At 39.5% G+C, this 20,815-nt stretch carries 12 protein-coding genes and 1 CRISPR repeat array; of the genes, 10 read left to right on the plus strand and 2 right to left on the minus strand.

The annotated features are described in order from the left end of the window. The first annotated feature begins 37 nt into the window (after window positions 1-37). From ACYQ3L_RS22310 to cas2, 9 genes are all read left to right on the plus strand, one after another. Window positions 38-2,965 (plus strand): DEAD/DEAH box helicase, encoded by a 2,928-nt coding sequence (locus ACYQ3L_RS22310; RefSeq protein ID WP_459952377.1) that lies wholly within the window; start codon window positions 38-40, stop codon window positions 2,963-2,965. 678 nt (window positions 2,966-3,643) lie between these two features. Next, the gene (cas6, locus tag ACYQ3L_RS22315) at window positions 3,644-4,456 is read left to right on the plus strand and encodes a CRISPR-associated endoribonuclease Cas6 (protein WP_379993742.1); all 813 of its coding nucleotides are present in this window, start codon (window positions 3,644-3,646) and stop codon (window positions 4,454-4,456) included. Beyond that, entirely contained in the window at window positions 4,453-6,123 is a 1,671-nt protein-coding gene (locus tag ACYQ3L_RS22320) for a hypothetical protein (RefSeq protein ID WP_379993741.1), read from the plus strand. Before cas6 ends, ACYQ3L_RS22320 begins: the two co-directional genes overlap by 4 nt. A 17-nt stretch (window positions 6,124-6,140) precedes the next feature. Continuing rightward, window positions 6,141-7,232, plus strand: a complete 1,092-nt coding sequence (gene cas7i, locus ACYQ3L_RS22325; protein ID WP_379993739.1) for a type I-B CRISPR-associated protein Cas7/Cst2/DevR — start codon at window positions 6,141-6,143, stop codon at window positions 7,230-7,232. 3 nt (window positions 7,233-7,235) lie between these two features. Beyond that, complete coding sequence (cas5b, locus tag ACYQ3L_RS22330) at window positions 7,236-7,904, plus strand: type I-B CRISPR-associated protein Cas5b (RefSeq protein ID WP_379993738.1); 669 nt, start codon at window positions 7,236-7,238, stop codon at window positions 7,902-7,904. Continuing rightward, the gene (gene cas3, locus ACYQ3L_RS22335) at window positions 7,904-10,213 is read left to right on the plus strand and encodes a CRISPR-associated helicase Cas3' (RefSeq protein WP_379993737.1); all 2,310 of its coding nucleotides are present in this window, start codon (window positions 7,904-7,906) and stop codon (window positions 10,211-10,213) included. The genes cas5b and cas3 overlap by 1 nt, the downstream gene beginning before the upstream one ends. A gap of 3 nt (window positions 10,214-10,216) precedes the next feature. Then, on the plus strand, window positions 10,217-10,747 hold the full coding sequence (gene cas4 / locus ACYQ3L_RS22340; protein ID WP_379993736.1) for a CRISPR-associated protein Cas4: 531 nt from the start codon (window positions 10,217-10,219) through the stop codon (window positions 10,745-10,747). Then, window positions 10,744-11,751: a type I-B CRISPR-associated endonuclease Cas1b gene (gene cas1b / locus ACYQ3L_RS22345; RefSeq protein ID WP_379993735.1), complete on the plus strand. Its 1,008-nt coding sequence runs from the start codon at window positions 10,744-10,746 to the stop codon at window positions 11,749-11,751. Before cas4 ends, cas1b begins: the two co-directional genes overlap by 4 nt. 7 nt (window positions 11,752-11,758) lie before the next feature. Next, the gene (gene cas2 / locus ACYQ3L_RS22350) at window positions 11,759-12,022 is read left to right on the plus strand and encodes a CRISPR-associated endonuclease Cas2 (protein ID WP_379993734.1); all 264 of its coding nucleotides are present in this window, start codon (window positions 11,759-11,761) and stop codon (window positions 12,020-12,022) included. A gap of 219 nt (window positions 12,023-12,241) precedes the next feature. Continuing rightward, a CRISPR array of direct repeats spans window positions 12,242-12,673; the repeat unit is 30 nt; unit sequence CTTTTAATTGAACTTTTGGTAGTATTGAAA. 700 nt (window positions 12,674-13,373) lie between these two features. Here cas2 and ACYQ3L_RS22355 read toward each other — a convergent pair. Next, entirely contained in the window at window positions 13,374-14,552 is a 1,179-nt protein-coding gene (locus ACYQ3L_RS22355; RefSeq protein ID WP_459952485.1) for a tyrosine-type recombinase/integrase, read from the minus strand. 953 nt (window positions 14,553-15,505) lie between these two features. On the opposite strand from ACYQ3L_RS22355, the gene ACYQ3L_RS22360 reads away from it, so the two are divergent. Continuing rightward, entirely contained in the window at window positions 15,506-16,342 is an 837-nt protein-coding gene (locus ACYQ3L_RS22360) for a DUF4595 domain-containing protein (protein ID WP_379998397.1), read from the plus strand. 131 nt (window positions 16,343-16,473) lie between these two features. Here the strand turns inward: ACYQ3L_RS22360 and rpoC are convergent, their stop codons facing one another. After that, the gene (rpoC, locus tag ACYQ3L_RS22365) at window positions 16,474-20,757 is read right to left on the minus strand and encodes a DNA-directed RNA polymerase subunit beta' (RefSeq protein ID WP_379998399.1); all 4,284 of its coding nucleotides are present in this window, start codon (window positions 20,755-20,757) and stop codon (window positions 16,474-16,476) included. Window positions 20,758-20,815 lie beyond the last annotated feature (58 nt).

Below are 20,815 nucleotides of genomic sequence, written 5' to 3' on the forward strand. Positions count from 1 at the left end.
GGAGTTACGCCTGCGGGCAGGTATCATATAACTGACTATGGAAGAAAAACTTATTATAAGCATCATAGAGCATCCCCTTTTCGGCTACCTTCTTCAGCCATTATGGGCCAGGAGGGAGAAGACGGATTCATTGACCATCGTGGAAATAGCCGGTGAAAAAGCCGGTAGTTTTACATTCCTGCCGCAGGCTCACAGGGAGATTGTTGCCCTGGCAGGCCGTTGTACAGCTAAATCCCTTATGAAAAGCTATTCTAAGGAAACAACAGTATCCGGCTTTGAAAAAAATGTCACTGAAAAAACAATAGAGACCTATATCCGCCCGGCTATAGAAAGATACCAGCAACGTATTATTGAGCGCTTACCCCAGTCCGGACTGGAGGTTTATTTCAGGGAAGGGGTAAAAGTACGGGCCTTGTTTGATTCCGCCAAAGCGGAAGTATACCCCGACCCGGCCAGGGCTGTGTTTAATTTCATAAAAAATGGCGGGCAGGAGTTGCGGTATTTCATCACCCTTGCCGCCGGAAATGAAATAATTGATTTGAACGGCAAGCCTTTCGGCGTCATATGCAGTGATCCCGCCTGTGTTTTCGTGGACAGGAAACTGCTTGTGTTTAAGGATATCGATGCAAAAAAATTACTGCCGTTCTTTTCGAAGGAATATGTAACGGTTCCGCCAGCCTCGGAAAAAGCCTACATAGAGAAATTTATAGCGAATTGCCTTAAGAACAACGTTGAGGTAAATGCCCGGGGGATCGATATACAGGAAATATACCCACCGTGCACAGCGCGCCTGACATTGACAAACGGTTTGGATATGCAGCCTGTCCTGTCCCTCGATTTTTTATATGAGGGAAAAGCCTGTCCCATCGATACGCCCGATAAGAAGGTTGTATATGCAAGGCAGGCTGACGGCACCACGGCATTAGTCTGGTTTTACAGGGATAAGGAACGGGAAAGTTCACTGATTAAGCTACTCACGGATAACGGGCTGGAAAGGAAGTGGCTTAACGGCTTCCGGGTAAAGCAAACCGAACCGGAAGATGATACAAATGGCTTGATTGACTGGATTCAGGCACACCGGGAAATATTGGGCCTTTTCGACCTGGTACAGGATATCCCGGATAAGAGATATTTTTTAGGTGAAATATCCCTGGAAAACAAACCGGATGAAAGCCCGGACTGGTTTGATGTAAAAAGTGAAGCCGTATTCGGTACGTTCAGGATTCCTTTTATCCGTTTCCGGAACCACATACTGAATGATATCAGGGAATATGTTTTGCCGGACGGGAGCATTGCCGTATTGCCCGGGGAATGGTTCAGCCGCTATTATGAACTGATGTTTTTCGGCAGGGAGGACGGAGCGAATATCCGCCTGCAAAGGCATCATTTCCGGTTGGCAGGCATCCTTGACGCTGGTACGCATAAGCCTGTCCCGGAGATACACTCCGATGGTTTATATCCTGTTCCCGAAGGGCTGAATGCCACATTGAGGCCTTACCAGCATAAGGGATTCTCATGGCTCCTGAGCCTGTCTGAAAATAATTTCGGGGGTTGCCTTGCAGATGATATGGGTTTGGGGAAGACTTTACAGGCAATCACCCTGCTGCAATATTTTTACCAGCACAGGAAAAAAGAAAAACCAAACCGGCAGTCAAAAGTTTCAGGCCAGTTGTCCTTATTCACAGAAGACGATATATCCCAAAGCAGCAGCTCCCGGGAGTATCCCCCTTCGCTGGTAGTCGTCCCTGCATCCCTGCTGTATAACTGGCAGCATGAACTGGAACGGTTTGCGCCCGCCCGGAAAGTATATATCTATTCGGGAGGCAGGCGGATGAGAACAAAAGACACGGATATGTTTTTCAGTATGTTCGATGTGGTACTGACCACATACGGGACGCTCCGCATCGATATAGAAATGCTGGAATGCTGTTCTTTCCATTATTTCATTCTGGATGAAAGCCAGTATGTGAAAAATCCGGACTCGGTGACCTATAAGGCCGTGATGCGGATTAAGGCCATGCATAAATTAGCGCTTACCGGTACGCCTGTAGAGAATTCGCTTACAGACCTGTGGGCACAGTTTAACATTGTAAATACAGGTATGCTGGGTAACCTGCAAGACTTCCGGAAGGCTTATGCCAATCCGCTCAGGCGGAACAACAAAGAAAAAGAAGCGGCTTTACTGAAAATCATACAACCGTTTATCCTGAGGCGGACAAAGGCAGAAGTTGCTCCGGAGCTGCCGCCCCTGACCGAGAAAACCGTTTATTGCAACATGAGCGAGTCCCAGGCTGAATCATATAACCTGGAGAAAAATAAATTGCGTAACAGCCTGATTGCCGGAGAGCAATCCGCCGATACCCAGAAACTGTCATTTATGGCTTTGCAGGGTTTAACCAGATTGCGGTTGCTGGCAAATCATCCGAAACTGCTGGACTTGTCCTACTGCGGGGATTCAGGTAAGTTTGAACAGGTGGCGATGTACCTGGAAACATTGCGCAACAGCAAGCATAAGGTTCTGGTCTTTTCTTCCTTTGTAAAGCATCTACGCTTATTTTCCGGCTACTTCGACCAAAATAACTGGAAATATGCGTGGCTGACGGGGGATATGAAAATCCGGGACAGGGAGAAGCAGGTTGACCTGTACATGCATGACCCGGAAGTGAATTGCTTTTTCATTTCCATCAAAGCGGGAGGCGTAGGGCTTAACCTGACCGCAGCCGATTATGTCCTCATCCTGGACCCCTGGTGGAACCCCGCCGTGGAAAACCAGGCGGTAAGCCGTTCCCACCGGATAGGTCAGCAGAAGCATGTGATTGCGTACCGTTTCATTTCGTCAGGCACGGTAGAAGAAAAGATCCGGCGTTTACAGGATGGCAAATCAAAGCTGGCCGAAGTATTCGCGTCCGGATCAAACCCTTTACAGGGCATGGATAAAGATGATGTGGAAGCTTTATTGGAATGATAATACTTCCGTATTTGAGTTATTAGTCGCTGCCGCAGACAGAAGCCCGTCTGGTGTCAGTTGATTTATGGCGTCTTATTAATCGCATGAAGACGTTCTCACGATGACATATATCATATTCTTCCCATTTATCGGGGAGTGTAAACGACGCCAACACAGGCTTGTAACCGAACATGTAGAGAAATCATAAAAAGAAAATATGCGCCTGTAAATCCATGATTACCTATAGACTATAAATGTATCAGTCAACAATGCTATTTCAGTCTAAGAACGCTTGGAGGAGGTTTAGTCGGAAAGACATTCAAATAGTCACAAAATAGCCATTATTTTTTACTGTCGCCCACTAGGGGATAATCTCTGATTTCCGTAACGAGATATGCCAACTCGTTTTCAGGTAGCAAGGCTTAAGTAAATTGTAAGAGATGCTTTTCATAATCAATTATAATAAGTCCTTAAATCCTAATTAAAACTGTTTAAAATGAGAAAGAAACTAGCCAAAGAAAGAAATTCATGTAAACTATCAATAAGATTGCAAATCTCATTTTACTTCCAAATATGAATGAATTATTTTCACTTAAGCTTTAATAAAAAAACAGCCGGGAAAAATTATATCTGTGCGAAAATAATTTACCTTTGCTTAGCCTTAACAGTCTAAGGATTATATGAAATAATGTATATATGAACTTTAAAATAATGCTGCAAAGTATAGAACCGAAACCATGTATCCCAATCAATTACCAGTATCCACTGTCTGCCGCATTGTACCGTGTCATTGCCAAAGGGGATGCCCGTTACGCCGCTTTTCTACACGAAACAGGCTATGGTAAGGGATTCAAGTTTTTTACATTCAGTCAAATCGATTGTCCTTTTAATATAAACAGGGAAGAAAAGTACATGAAATTGCAAGGTAATGAGCTTTCATTCAGTATATCATTCCACTTGCCACTTGCCATGGAGAGTTTTATTAAAGGCTTATTTCAGTCTGAAAGAATAGATATAGCCGACAAGAAGTCACGGGCAAGTTTTATGGTTAAATCGGTTGAGCGCCTTCCGGATCCATTACAAACCCGCAAAGAAAACGAAATCGTCAGTGTCATACTGAAACCGAATTCAATGATTGTGGCAGGAATACCAGCGGAAAATGGAAAATATGAATACCTCTCGCCGGATGATCAGCGCTTTACCGAAAGCCTGATTTATAACTGGCGTAGTAAAATTGCAACCTGCTATGATGAAAATACAGCGCAATCAGCAATTTTACTTCTGGAGATTTTACCCATAAAGCTAGCTTTTAAACCACGTTTAATTACTATTAAGGCAGGCACTCCGAATGAGTCGCAAGTTAGAGGATGGCTAAATTTTGAATTAAAAGTCACTGCGGAAAAACGGTTTGTAGAGTTGCTGCTGAACGCTGGTGCGGGATTGTATAATGCGATGGGATGCGGGAGTGGGGAGGTAAAATTGCTTAAAAATAGCATTAACAATATATGAAACAGATCTATAATTCAATTAATTATGAGTGGTTAACAAAACCTACAGGAGATCCCTTTGTAGATATAGGCGGGTTTGTGATAGAATATTTACAAGAAAAAAGTCCTGATAAATCTATTATGGATTTGATTGAAGAAGTAACCCATATTTACGTAAATAAATGGGATAATAATTTACATTCGTTTTTTCTCAATTCAACAATAACGCATAATAAAAATAAAGGACAAAAAGGAATTGAAAAGACACTTGCTTTTTATAAGGGATTGATTGAAGAAGAAAATGCGATGGATGGTTTTTGCCGGATAACTGGACAAAAAGGGAAAGTATTTTCTGCCGGAAGAGATAATCATATTATGTCTGGTTCGGGAGCTTTGATTAATTTCCACCACGGCTTTGAAGGCGGGATTATGCTGTCGAAAGAAGCCTTGATTAGAATGTTGTTTGTTCCACTGGGAGTTGAACAGTTAGGTGATAAAGTAGTCATTGTATTTAGTAACAATCAATATGTTAGCCATTATTTTGTGCAAAAGAATCTGGAACAGAATTTAAGAGATATTTCTGCGGGAATTTCAAAATCAATCTTAAAATCTGATTTTTCTAATCCTGCGAATGCTTTGTTCGATTATGCGAATCAATGTATCGAAAATGTAAAATCTGCAACTATTAATGAGGAAACAAGGCGTAGTAATACGAAAGGAATAACCTTGAATTTATTTCACTTTACTAATTACCAAGCAAAACCAACCATTGATTTATACACGTTGCCGGCTGTTGTGTTTTCGTTTTATGCGGAATGTATTCGTTGGTATAAAAAAGATTGGATGAATTTCACAATAGCAAATTATCGAAAATTTGAAAATTATGCAGGAGCAGTATATGATGAAGAAAATCAAACATATTCAGAAAAAGTAACAGAATTTATTGTTATTTCGAAGAAAAAAGTGTTGGATTTACGGCAATTTGACAGGTTAAATTTTAATCTGTCTACTGCAGGTGAAAGAGTTGTTGTAGATAAAAAGACTAAATCCCAAAGTGATTGTTACATTTTTAGTAAAACCGAGTTTGATTATTGGAAACAGAGCAAATTTTATAAAGAATGGAAAAAAGAAAATGAAAGTTTTGGCATTGAAAATAAAACAATAAAAGAAACGGTAACATTGGTATATAAGAAAGATGGTTTTGTCAAAAAATGGGTAAACTTAATTTACAATAACTTGCTAAAAGAGAAGTCAATTCTACCTGAAATTTTAAAATGGAATGAAAAACATTCTTTCAATTTTGAGATAACAAAAAAATATCAAATACATATAATGAATATGAATAGTGAAACATTAAAACAAATTGAACGAATTTCGGATTATATTATTTCAGATAGAGAAAATTTGAAAAAGAATATCCGAAGTTTGAAAACTGCCAAATATGGTAGCGAAATCAGGTCTTTTTTAATTCGTCAAATTGACAAGAACTATAAAGAGGGAAATGAAAAGCTTATTTCCTTAAATGATTATGTAACATATCTTTTCCCTGAAGGACGAAATTGGTCAGAGGTAAGAGACTTGTTATTGATTTGTATTTATCAAAAACTTCACGAAAATAACATTTCGATTTATGAAGAAAATGAAGAAGATGATGAAACTATTGACGAAATTGTAGTAACAGAAAATTAATTTTAAAATACAAAAATATGATTACACAAGGATTTATTCTTATTGACGAAGATGGTGTCGCCTTAAATAATTCAGGCACAATATCTGTCGCAGGCACTGGAAACAGAGTGCAGACAAAAAAAGTCACTAAACATGGACAAGATTATGTTTATGTTTCAGGTCAGGCGTGGAGATATTGGTGGCGAGATACTTTGCAGAAACACTTCGCTTGGAAGTTATCTCCACTGATTAAGCAGGAAAAACAGAATGTCATTTTTACAGAAGCAAATCCTGTTGATTTTGCCGATGATGACATTTTTGGCTATATGCGAGCAAATAAAGAGCCTGAATTGGATAAAGATGGAATTGAAAAGAAAAATAACAAAGGAGTGGTTAAAACGAAAGATGCTTCTGTAACAAGAATTTCTCCACTTAAAAATTCTGTACTTATTTCTACCGGTTCTACAAAAGTCGCCAAAAATTTTGCAAGTGCTTCAAGACAAAATGATGTTCCTGTTTTGTATGGAAAAGAAGAATATTCCGCCATAATGAAAGGAATGTTTTCTATTGACTTGGAACAAGTCGGAACTTTTTCTAATTACAACAAATCGGGTTTTAAAAACATTACCAAGCAAGTAGGCGAGTTGTTGGCTAAAACTGATGGAGTACAAAAAATACAAGACCCATTTGTAAAGGATAAAAACAAACAACCTGAAAATTTAATCCGATTATCAAAGCAAATACGAGAAAAGCGTGTTGTAGATACAATTTGTGCTTTAAAATTTATTTCGGGTGGTGCAATGCAAACAAGCAATATGGGTGATGTAACACCTAAATTTATCGTGTTGGCAACTACTACAACAGGAAATCACCCTTTTTCTCATATTGTAAAATCAGATCCAATAAATAACACGCAAACTATACTCAACATAGAAGGTCTTAAAGAAGTTTTAAACGATTATAAAGATCAATTTAAAGGCATAATTTTTATTGGAAAACGCAGCGGATTTTTGGACGAATACAATAGCGAGCTAAAGCAATTGGAAGCGGAGTTTTCCAATGTCAAAGTTCTAACGATTAATCAGGCGATAGATCAATATTGCGAGCAAGTAAAAACTCAAATACCATAAGGTATGGAAGTGTACAAAATAGATATAACAAGTTGGACAGCTAGTTTTCGTTATCCGAACCTGATAAGCGGTATGCAGCCAACATTGGAAGTACCACCTATCAGTACGATACTTGGATTGATAAATGCGGCCGCCGGTTTTTATATTGAACATAAGAATCTATGTGTTGCATATTATTTTGAATACGAAATGGAAGGGGAAGATTTGGAAACTATTTATCAAATCAGCGGAAAAGATGGAAAACCAACAAATGAAGCCAAATCGAATGTAATAACCCGTAAATTTCTATTTAATAATTTTTTGCGCATATATACGCCTGACAAAAAAATTGCCGGTTATTTTGCTAATCCATATTATCCTGTTTTACTGGGCCGTATGAATGATTTGGCAACAATCGTAAAGGTGTCCGAAAAAGATTGCTTGGCAAGAATGAATGTCGCACAGAAGATATCCGGACAAATTATTCCGTTTGAGTATTATCTGCCAGGGCAAATACAAGCCTTGCCGCAATATTTTTCCAATGAATTTCCGCGAAAAAATTTAGGAACGAGACCCTTTTCTATCATTAACCACAAGATAAATGTTGGTGGAAATATAGAGGTTTATCGTGATAAACTTCCAAGCGGCAAGGAGGTCGATGTGTATTTTCATAAAATAAATATGGATAATTAATGGTATTGTTAGCCAAATCAAGGGATATTAAACGGAATATTCCTGCAAGAACACTTCGGGAACATATTGACGATTGTATGTTGATTTGGAGTTTTCTGCAAAAAGCGTATCCCTGTGCAGCCGAAGTTTCTGCATTGGGAAATCGTTTTTGGGAACTATTGCGATTTTGTGTGATTTGCCACGATTTAGGAAAAGCACATAATGAATTTCAGAAACTGTTAAGCGGTGTTACTAATCAGTGGAATAATCAACGACACGAATTTTTTTCTGTTCCATTTGTTGATACTTTGCCTCAAATAGATAAAAATACGCTAAAATTACTTTGTTTGGCTGTCGTCGGACACCACAAAGATTTAGAGCAACTTCGCAATTATTTGAACATATATGACGATGGTAACTATTTTGGACAATTAGCGGGTAGCGAAAAAATAAGTTTTGAAGATGCTTTTCTGCAAAATATAGAAATTCAGGAAGTTAAAGATTTGCTTAATGGCTATAATTACCCTGTTAATCAGGTAGTTCCAACTTCCGTTTATGGGTTGATACATAGTTATAATAACACGCCATATCGACTGTTTCATTCCGATTATTTTGCCTTAATGATGCTGTTTGGTGCATTGAAATGGTGCGACCATTTAGGCTCAGCCCAAATTACAAATATAAATTTGATTGAAAATAAAGATTTTGATTTTTTGCAGAAGCAACGAATGGCTTTACAGGCAGAAGGGTATGACTTTTATGAACACCAGAAAATCTGCGCCAAAACCAAAGAAAATGTAATATTATCTGCGCCAACAGGTGCAGGCAAAACGGAAAGTGCTTTTCTGTGGCTAAAATCACAAATGGAAAATACCGAAAATCAAGGTAGAGTTTTTTATGTGCTTCCATTTACCGCTTCTATCAATGCTATGTATGAAAGATTGAACAAGATAATTGGCAAAGAGTCAGAGAAAGTTGGAATGTTGCACGGAAAACTGAACGACTATTTGAACAATTATTTTGAAAATTTACAATATGATGTTGATGTGAAAAAACTCAAAATTCACGAATTACAGGAAAAATATAAAAGTATTATCACACCAATTAAAATTACTACGCCGTTTCAGTTGCTTAAACATTTGTTTGGCTTAAAAGGATATGAGCAGGGCATTTTTGAAATGAGTGGCTGTTATTTGATATTTGACGAAATACACGCTTATAGCCCTGATGTTTTTGCTCAAATTAAAGTATTACTTGAATTTGCGACACGACATTTGAAAGCCAAAGTGATGATTATGACAGCAACAATGCCAAAATTCTTACGCAAAGAATTGGAAGAAGGTTTGGGCATTTACGTGCCGGTTAAGGCGACACAGGGATTATACGACCAATTTCGCCGTCACTGTGTTGTCTTGCACGATGGACTCTTAAGTGAATCGCATGATGCAATAAAAGCTTCATTAAAAGATGGCAAAAAAGTTTTGGTGGTCTGTAATACTGTTAAATCTGCACAACAAGCATTTTTGCGATTAAAAGATTGTGTTGAAAACGAAAATGCAGTTTTATTGCACGGCTCTTTTACGGGCAAAGACCGAGCAATCAAAGAAAAAGAATTGATGCAAGATAATGTTTGTTTGCTCGTTGGTACACAAGCCATTGAAGTAAGTTTGGATATTGATTATGACATTATATACACCGAACCTGCACCGATTGATGCTCTGATTCAGCGTTTTGGTCGTGTGAATAGAAAGCGTATAAAAGGAATTTGCGAATGTGTTGTTTTTCGCAAAAGTAATGAAAATGACAAATATATTTATCTCTCTCAAACAGTCGAAAAAACAATACAGGCATTTGATAAAATTATAAAGGATCATAAAGGAGTAATAGATGAATCGTTGTTGCAAAATGCGATTGATTATGTGTATGACGATTGGACAGAAAAAGAAAGAGAAGAATTTGAGCGAAAGTATAATTATTTGAGTGAAGCATTACAACTATTATCGCCTATGTTTGACAATAAATATACTGAAGAAGATTTTTATCGTCAATTTGATGGCATAAAGATATTACCGCAGTCAGAAAAATCGAAATTTGAGCAATATCTAGACAAAGGAGATTTTATTAATTCCGAAAGTTTGCAAGTACAAATTAATAAAGGCAGGTTTGTCAGGTGGTTAAAAAGCCAAAATCTCAGAAAAGAAATATATGCGTTTCAAAACAAACAAAAATTAATGCAAATCCCATATTTTATGACAAACAAGAAATATAGCTCTGAATTAGGATTGTTAGTTGATGATGAAGAACCTTGGAAAACATCCGAAATTTTGTGAAAGATGAATATTACAGCCACCCTAATCAATCTTTACCATGTATGCAAACGTGAATGCTGGCTACATGCCAACGGTATTAACATGGAACATACCAGCGACATTGTGTATGACGGAAAACTGCTCCACGAAACCAGTTATACCGACCGGGCAAAAAAGTATAATGAAATTGACATTGCTGCAAAATTTAAGGGTGTCGATTTGTTTGGCAAGATCGATTTCTATGATGCCAGGGAAAAAGTTATCCATGAAACCAAACGTAGTGACAAGGCGGAAACTGCACATGAATGGCAAGTGAAATTTTATATGTGGTTGTTACTTCTGAACGGAGCAGGGGACGTGAGTGCAATCCTCGAATACCCGCAACTGAGGCAGACAACCCAAATCGAATTAACAGAATCTGATATTAAAGCACTAGAAAATATGGTAACAGAAATCATATCCTTAAAAAACGACGGGAATTGCCCTCCGGTTATTCACAAACCCATCTGTAAAAGCTGCTCATATTATGAACTTTGTTATATCGACGAAGAATGAAAAAGACCTATTACCTTTTCAATCCCGGCCGGCTGAGCCGCAAAGACAATACCCTGAAATTTACACCTGTCGATGAGAATGGTGTGGAAGGTTCTCCAAAATATATTCCTATAGAGGGTGTTTCCGACTTTTTCTGCTTTGGGAGTCTGGATGCCAATAGCGCATTATATAATTTTCTGGGAAAGGCCGGAATTGCAGTACATTTCTTTGATTATTACGAGCACTACACAGGTTCATTCGCTCCAAAAGAATATCTGTTGGCGGGTAAAATGCAGATTGAACAGACTAAACGTTATATCGACCGGAAAAAACGTCTCGAAATAGCAAAAAAGTTTGTATCCGGAGCAGCCTTTAATATGACCAAGAACTTACGTTATTATATTAACCGGGATAAAGACCTTACTCCAGTTTTAGAGACTATAGAGCAATATGCCCAACATATAGACAATACTTCAGCAATCGATGAACTGATGGGTATAGAGGGAAATATCCGGCAAGCATATTATACAGCTTTTGATGGTATTATTTCAACAGGCTTTCAAATGGAGAACCGTAGTAAACGACCGCCGCAAAACGAAATTAACGCAATGATCTCGTTCGGAAATATGCTTTGTTACACACTCTGCTTAAGTCAGATTTATCATACGCAATTAAATCCTACTATCAGTTTTTTGCATGAGCCGGGCTACCGGAGATATTCATTAGCACTGGATATCGCTGAAATTTTCAAGCCTGTACTGGTAGATCGCCTTATTTTTCGTTTGCTGAACAAGAAGGAGATCCAGGCCAGGGATTTTGATCATCAGGTGAATAGTTGCCTGCTAAAGGAACCGGGCCGGAAGACATTTGTCAAAGCTTGGGAAGAGCGGATAAATGAAACATTCAGGCATCCTGTGCTAAAACGCCATGTGAGCTATAAGCACTTGGTAAAGCTGGAATGTTACAAGTTAACAAAGCACATATTAGGAATGGAAGAGTATAAACCGTTTAAAGCACGCTGGTAGTCAGGCTATGTATGTGATTCTGGTATATGACGTTGGAGAAAAACGGGTAGGTAAAATGTTGAAACTTTGCCGTAAATATCTTCATTGGATACAGAACTCAGTATTCGAAGGGGAAATTACGGAAGTGAAATTGAAAGAACTCCTGTCCAAAGCCCGGGCAATTATGACACTGGAGGAAGACAGCGTACTGGTATTTAAAAGCCGGGATGAAAAATGGCTTGAAAAGGAGATTGTAGGACAGGAAAGAAATACCTTGGATAACTTTATCTGAATATACTTTTTGTTGTCGGTATGTGTGAAAAATGAGTTCTTTGACATCTTGGTGAACATATAAATTAGGAAATAAACTGATAATTAACAGGATACCCTATTAGTCGGTCTCCCGTATTTTTCCGGTTATTGCCGACCGACTAATTTGACAGAAAAATCCTGCATGAAAATCCTCGTTTTAACTACTTAAAATGTATATTTGTATGCCGTTTTAGTACGGCTTTTAATTGAACTTTTGGTAGTATTGAAAGGTGGAAACCAACCTTTTATTTTATACATATTTTAAATCTTTTAATTGAACTTTTGGTAGTATTGAAATAATATTATGGAATCTATACAGGAGAGAATCATAAAACTTTTAATTGAACTTTTGGTAGTATTGAAATGTGTTACTTCAAAGCTTTTTTATTCCTAACCATTACTTTTAATTGAACTTTTGGTAGTATTGAAATTTATTATTTTTATTGTAGCTTTGTGCAGTGACGGACTTTTAATTGAACTTTTGGTAGTATTGAAATATAATGTCGGACATGGCGTGTTTAAATCTTTCGGTTCTTTTAATTGAACTTTTGGTAGTATTGAAACGCGAATACATATTGCACTATATCAAGCAGTCAGACAACTTTTAATTGATCTTTTGGTAGTATTGAGATGTATAAGCCGATGATTGTCGAAGTAGTTCCGCACCCTTTTAATTGAATTTCGGTAGCGTTGTATTGAAATGCGTTTGAGCGAATTGTATCGCTAAACCCTAATGAAATATGCCCCATATTTATGATAAAGGTGGGAAATTCCACTTTTGCTGAAAATCAAAAAGTTAACAACATATTTATTCTGACTGGGAAAGTAATCCCAATGCCTACCGATAGTTGAAAAATTCTGGAGAGAACACAAACATGTATTAGATTCAATAAGAAATTCGGCTGTACTATCTATGCTTCTGGATACAAGCTACATAACGTCTGACGGAAAAGAAACCCTATGCTCGTTAAGAGCATAAAAATTATACTGCGTACAATATACTAAATGAAAGTTACGAATATTTATATCTACCCAAAATTGGGCAGATGTTCAGTATCAAACAGTTACTTAACGAAAAAAAATGAAGAATAAATATTTTGAATTATCCGAAATACAAGTATTCTACTTAAGACAGGTACAGTATTAAGCTAAGAAAAAACATTAACCACCATTGAGAAGACTCCGGAGTAAAAATCCACTCTCAATTCAAAGATGAAATATTGCTGCTTATCATGAACTTTCTCACAGAGCATGTTGAGGCTGAAAGCAGCAACTCCGGATATTGAAGGGTGGGAACGAACATCTGAATAACGAAGGGAAAGCTCTCCCCCCTAATCCGTCAGTCCGTCCAGCTTACTGACTGCTTCCCGCTTGTTCTTATCTATGACTTTGGCATATATCTGTGTCGTCTTCATATCGGCATGTCCCAATAGCTTGCTCACTGTCTCGATAGGTACGCCCAGGGACAGCAAAAGGGTAGCGTTTGTGTGCCTGGCGACATGGAAGGTCACGCGCTTCTTTATCCCTGCCGCCAGTACCCAGCTTTTAAGCGCCTGGTTTGTAAAGCCGCTGGAGGATAACGGGTAGATGATATCTTCCCCCATAGCGGCTCCCCTCTCCGGCAGGAATTTCAAGGCTTCGTCCGATACCTGTAAGTATTCTTTCTTCTTCGTCTTCTGCTGGGTAAAGCAGATCTGCTTCCTGCCTTCATGGTCGGTCTGGATATCGTCCCATCTGAGGGCCTTGACATCCGAGAAGCGCAACCCGCTGAAACAACTGAACAGGAAGGCTGACTTTACCAGTGGTTTGATGCATTCGGTCTTTACCAGCGCCCTGATTTCTTCCAGGCCTAAGTATTCCCTGTCGCTTTCCGGACGTTTGGGACGCTCGAAGCGGGTCAGCTTCTTCATCGGGTTATCGGGAATGATACCATCCTGTACCGCACAGTTCAATACAATGGATAAGGCACGGCTGTAACCGTAACGGCTGCCTTTGGATAACAGGCTGCCTTTAGCGTTTGCCGCAATGCCCCGGCGGCTGGAGAGGTTCTCCGCTGTCAGCAGGTATTCACTGAAGCCGCAGCAATACTCCCTGGTAACTGACCTGAAGGTTAGCCCGTCACCCTTATAAAGGATCAGGTGTTTTATAAGGCTCCTATAAGTATCGCATACCGCTGTCTTGCCCTCCGCTTCTTTACGTTCCGTCAATGCCTGCAAATATTTGATGAAATTCGCCTTTTGTTTCAGTCCCATATTGACAAAGCCGTTTTCCTTACTGGAGAGTTCGTCGATACGTTGCGCCTTGATACGGACGGCCTTGTCAAGCATACGGCGGTTCAGTTCCCTGTCTTCGGGTGTCCTTTCTGGTACAAGGTAGAGTTTGGGGAACTCGTACAAGCGTTTGCCGTTCCTGTAGATATCGAAGTAAATGGATTGGCTGCCGCCGGAGAGTTGTTTGAAGCGGATCTTTACCGGCTCCTTTGCTTTGGGTTGTTTCCTGCTGTTTGTCATAAGGATCAATATTAAATTAAATACTAAAAAATCAAGAAAGAAAAAAGAAAAAAGAAAAAATTAAACCGGGGGCAAGATACAAACAAGGAACGGTATATCAAAGGAAAATAAGGATTAATTACCTTTTGATATATATGTTTTTAAATAACTAATAATCAGATATTATGTAAATACAAGAAACATAATAGTTTACGAAAAACAAATAAAGTAACAATTATTAAAAGTCATAAGTAACAAACAGGTAACAAATAATGGATAAAAAAGGATTATGTAAATGAAAAATAAAAATCTATTTTTACTCTTGTTAACTAATTTAAATAGCTGTATATAAGTGTATTTATTTTCATTCATACCACTTTTATTTTCGTTTGTTTTCTTGGCGAATTTTGGTGATAACTTTTAAGGTAACAAAGGTAACAGTTTTTTCAGTTAACAGTAAACAGTCATCAGTTAACATCTTGTATCTCGTATCTTGTTTACTTGTAACTGCTTTAATCAATACTTCAAAGAACTATAAGCTAACAGTTAAAGACTAACAGCTTATTATATAGATAAACTTCCGTGGGAAAAATAACCTCTGCATGTTTGCCCTAATGATTCGCCTGAATACTATTGTCTTGTAAAATAATATTTGTATTTTTGCCAATAAACCAAACTTTTTTGCCTATGGAATAGGAGCGTCGAAACTGCGCATATTTTAAGATATTAGGAAAAAGCGTATAGCTTGTATTTTGGCTGTGAAATCTCGACAATTTCATTATCCGTCAAAAGTAAAGCGAAGACGCTCACGCCATAGGCGTGGGCTTTACTCATTTATTTGACGGATGGTAGTCGAGAACCTCACAGCAGATAATTGGAGTTTTGTCCACGCTTTTTTTATGTGCGTATGGAAAATCCTGGAGACAAAAAATATGATAATTTTCTAACTATTATTAATTTATAAATTTATTATTATGAATATAGCAAAACTATTATTCTTATTAACACTTATTTTAGCAAGCTTATCTTTTTCTTCTTGTAGTGGCGATGATGATAACATTGATGGCGGAAATATTGTTGACTTTGGCCCTAAAAATGTATTCACGGGAGATTTACCAAAAAATATCGGGTCTTTAACAATCAAATATAATGTAGATGGATTGCTTCAGGAAATGTCTAATAGCGAAATGAAAGTTACTTTTGAATACTCGTCAAAACTGAAATCGACAGCAGATAATAACATCATAATAATGAGATATATAGACCTGAATTATTCGGGAGAAAGTTATACTGTTGATATGAAAATTGGGAATAATGGTTTTGTAAGCAGCGCTATACAAACATATGCGGACAATTCTTCCGAGACTTGGGAATTTAAATATAACAGTGATAATCAACTTAATTATATGAAAAGAAGCGAAGGTGATAATGAAGTTACTACTATCACATATGCCGGTGGTAATATTACAAATGTGAAGATGGAAGGTGACGATAAGGAGGAGGGTATTTATACTTCATCTATCACTTACACATCCGACAAATACCCTGCCGGTATTGAAAATAAAGGTTGTATAATGCTATTTGATATGACTTTTGGTATTGATTTGGATGAAATGGACTATGCTTATTATGCAGGTCTGCTTGGTCGAGCAACCAAAAAACTGCCTTTAAAAATGACAGATGGATATGTTGGAGAACCAGAATATGATTCTACATACATATTTGATTGGACTTTAAATGAGAAAGGTTATCCGACAAAATTCAGTTATGATGACTATGGATATACTGAAAATCTGAACTTCAATTGGTAATACTTCGTTGTAGGGGATTTACAATCACCTACTTTAATTTTATCAGGATTTGTAATCTGATGAATGATAACCAAAAACAAAGGGGCCGATTACTCAGCCCCTTTATCTAACTATATAAAAGAATAAATTAATTATTCTACGGCATCAAAATCTACAACAGTCTTTCTTGTAGCAGCAATCCTGTCAAAGTCTTCTTTTGTTCCTACAACAAGTTTTTCGAACTCGCGCTGGCCTGTACCTGCTGGCAACAAGTGTCCGCAGATTACATTCTCTTTCAATCCTTCCAGCCTGTCCACTTTCGCGTTGATAGCAGCATCGTTCAGTACTTTTGTAGTTTCCTGGAACGAAGCGGCAGACATAAAGCTTTGGGTTTGGAGAGCGGCGCGTGTAATACCCTGAAGTATCTGGTTGGCTGTGGCCGGAATTGCGTCACGCACTTCTACCGGACGAAGGTCTCTGCGTTTGAGCATAGAGTTCTCATCCCTCAGCTTACGTGCTGTCACAATCTGTCCCGGTTCGAATGTAGCAGAATCTCCGGCATCCAGTACAACTTTCTTACCCCAGATCCTGTCATTTTCTTCCATCACTTCGTATTTGTCGATCACCTGTTGTTCAAGGAAACGGGTATCACCCGGATCGATCACTTCTACCTTGCGCATCATCTGACGTACAATTACTTCGAAGTGTTTATCATTGATCTTCACACCTTGCAGACGATATACGTCCTGTACTTCGTTTACAATATATTCCTGAACGGCGGTAGGTCCCATGATAGCCAGAATATCCGATGGAGTGGTTGCCCCGTCTGATAGTGGCATACCTGCTCTTACGAAGTCATTTTCCTGTACCAGGATTTGTTTCGAAAGAGGAACAAGGTATTTTTTCACTTCTCCGAGTTTGGAGGTAACAATAACCTCCCTGTTACCACGCTTGATCTTACCGAATGAGATTTCTCCGTCGATTTCAGACACAACAGCCGGGTTGGAAGGATTACGGGCCTCGAATAATTCTGTTACACGAGGCAAACCTCCCGTGATATCACCCGCTTTACCTACGGCACGAGGAATCTTAACAAGTACATCACCGGCTTTGATAGTGTCGTTATCATCTTTTACGATGTGGGCGCCTAGCGGTAAACTGTACATCTTTATCATATTTCCTTTCTCGTCGAGGATATGAGCTTCAGGGGCCTTAGTCTTATCACGTGATTCAACGATGATCTTTTCTTTCAAGCCTGTCTGTTCATCCGACTCAACTTTGTATGTCACATTTTCAATAACATTTTCAAACTTGATACGTCCGGTGGCTTCGGATATGATAACCGCGTTGAACGGGTCCCATTCGCAGATAAGGTCGTCTTTCTTCACCCTGGCTCCGTCTTTAAAGTAAAGTTTGGAACCATAAGGTATATTGTGAGTAAGAAGGACAATTTTAGTATTCGGATCAACCAGTCGAAGCTCAACCAGACGGCTGACAACGATCTGAGTCTTTTTACCGGCTTCGTCTACCGCTTCTACGATACGCAGGTCGTCAATTTCCAGTACACCGTCATATTTAGCAACAATGCTGCTTTCGGTAGCGATGTTGGATGCGATACCCCCAACGTGGAACGTACGGAGTGTCAACTGTGTACCCGGCTCACCGATAGATTGCGCGGCGATAACACCGACAGCCTCACCCCGCTGAACCATACGTCCTGTGGCAAGGTTACGTCCGTAACATTTTCCACAAACACCTTTTTTGGATTCGCAAGTAAGTACCGAACGGATTTCAACACTTTCGATCGGAGAGTTTTGAATTTTTATCGCAGCATCTTCTTTGATCTCTTCACCTGATTTAACAATCAGATCACCAGTCAAAGGATGTTGTATATCGTGAACGGATACGCGACCTAAGATACGTTCGTAAAGGGATGCCACAACTTCTTCGTTGTTTTTCAACTCTGTACAAACAAGTCCGCGAAGTGTACCACAGTCTTCTTCATTAATGATCACATCTTGAGAAACGTCTACCAGACGACGGGTTAAGTAACCGGCATCGGCCGTTTTCAAAGCTGTATCCGCAAGACCTTTACGCGCACCGTGGGTAGAGATAAAGTATTCCAGCACCGACAGGCCTTCTTTAAAGTTGGAAAGGATCGGATTCTCAATAATCTGAGCTCCTTCAGCTCCGCTCTTCTGTGGCTTGGCCATCAATCCACGCATACCTGATAACTGACGGATCTGTTCCTTCGAACCACGGGCTCCCGAATCCAACATCATATATACAGAGTTGAATCCCTGGTTGTCTTCCGATAATTGTTTCATCAGGATATTTGACAATCTGGAGTTGACGTGAGTCCACGTGTCGATAATCTGGTTGTAACGTTCGTTGTAGGTAATGAATCCCATGTTGTAGTTATTCATTATCTGTTCTACTTCGTCATAACCCTGAAGCACCAGCTCGTCTTTTTCTTCCGGTATGATTACATCCTCAAGATTGAACGACAGACCTCCGCGGAATGCCATTGTATATCCTAAGTCTTTTATATCGTCGAGGAACTGCGCTGTTTTAGCAACTCCGGCTACTTTGATCACATTACCGATGATATCACGAAGCGATTTTTTGGAAAGCACTTCATTGATGAAGCCCACTTCAACCGGAGTTTTCTCATTGACAAGAACACGGCCGACAGTAGTTTCGCGCATCAGTTTCGCAACGTTTCCATTCTCATCCAGGTCGTTTACATATACTTTGATAAGAGCGTGTATATCTACTTGTCCTTCATTATAAGCGATGATCGCTTCTTCCGGACCGTAGAATATAAGGCCTTCGCCTTTAGCGCCCTTGCGTATCTTAGTGATATAATATAATCCGAGAACCATGTCCTGAGATGGTACGGTAATAGGCGCGCCATTCGCAGGGTTAAGGATATTGTGGGATGCAAGCATCAACATCTGTGCTTCGAGGATAGCTTCATTACCTAGTGGTAAGTGAACAGCCATCTGGTCACCATCGAAGTCGGCATTGAACGCCGTACACGATAGTGGGTGCAACTGGATTGCCTTACCTCCGATCATCTTCGGCTGGAATGCCTGGATACCTAAACGGTGAAGAGTGGGGGCACGGTTGAGCAATACAGGATGTCCTTTCATTACGTGTTCGAGGATGTCCCAAACAACAGGTTCCTTGCGGTCTACTATTTTCTTCGCTGATTTTACTGTCTTAACAATACCGCGTTCGATCAGTTTACGGATAATAAACGGTTTGTACAGCTCGGCTGCCATATCCTGAGGAATACCGCACTCGTGCATCTTCAATTCAGGACCAACGACAATTACCGAACGGGCCGAATAGTCGACACGTTTACCCAACAAGTTTTGACGGAAACGTCCTTGTTTACCTTTCAAACTGTCGGAAAGCGATTTCAACGGGCGGTTAGCATCTGTCTTAACCGCGCTCGACTTACGTGAGTTATCGAACAATGAATCGACAGCTTCCTGAAGCATACGTTTTTCATTACGCAGGATCACTTCCGGTGCTTTGATATCGATAAGCCTTTTCAGACGGTTGTTGCGGATAATAACGCGACGGTACAGGTCATTCAGGTCGGATGTGGCAAAACGGCCGCCATCCAGCGGAACAAGCGGACGAAGTTCCGGCGGAATAACAGGAACAATCTTAACGATCATCCATTCCGGTTTATTCTTCCCTTTCGACCCGCGGAATGCTTCTACAACCTGAAGTTGTTTCAACGCTTCGTTCTTACGTTGCTGGGATGTATCTGTACTGGCTTTGTGGCGCAGATTGTTCGCCAGCGAATCAAGATTGATACGTGACAACAAATCGTAAACGGCCTCTGCTCCCATTTTGGCAATGAACTTGTTAGGATCGGTATCGTCCAACAGTTGATTTTCTTTAGGCAGCTTATCCAGTATGTTCAGGTATTCATCTTCTGTAAGAAGGTCTTTTTCTGCTACTCCTTCTTCTACCGCGATTCCCGATTGGATCACTACATAACGTTCGTAGTAAATGATTGAATCCAGTTTTTTGGTAGGGATACCCAACAGATAACCCATCTTGTTAGGCAGAGAACGGAAATACCAGATATGAGCTACCGGAACTACGAGGTGGATGTGACCTGTGCGTTCGCGGCGAACTTTCTTTTCTGTTACTTCAACACCGCAACGGTCGCAGACAATACCTTTGTAACGGATTCTTTTGTATTTACCGCAATGACATTCGTAATCCTTTACAGGCCCGAATATGCGTTCGCAGAAAAGCCCGTCACGTTCCGGTTTGTATGTACGGTAATTGATAGTTTCGGGTTTCAAAACTTCCCCGCTCGATGCTTCCAGAATTTCTTCGGGAGAGGCAAGGCTCACGGTTATTTTTGAAAAGCTACTCTTTACTTTATTTTCTTTTCTAAAAGCCATATTACTTTTTTCCTTTAAAAGCTGTTCGCTGTTAGCTATTAGCCAATAGCTGTTTGTT

The sequence above is a fragment of the Dysgonomonas termitidis genome (assembly GCF_054657735.1).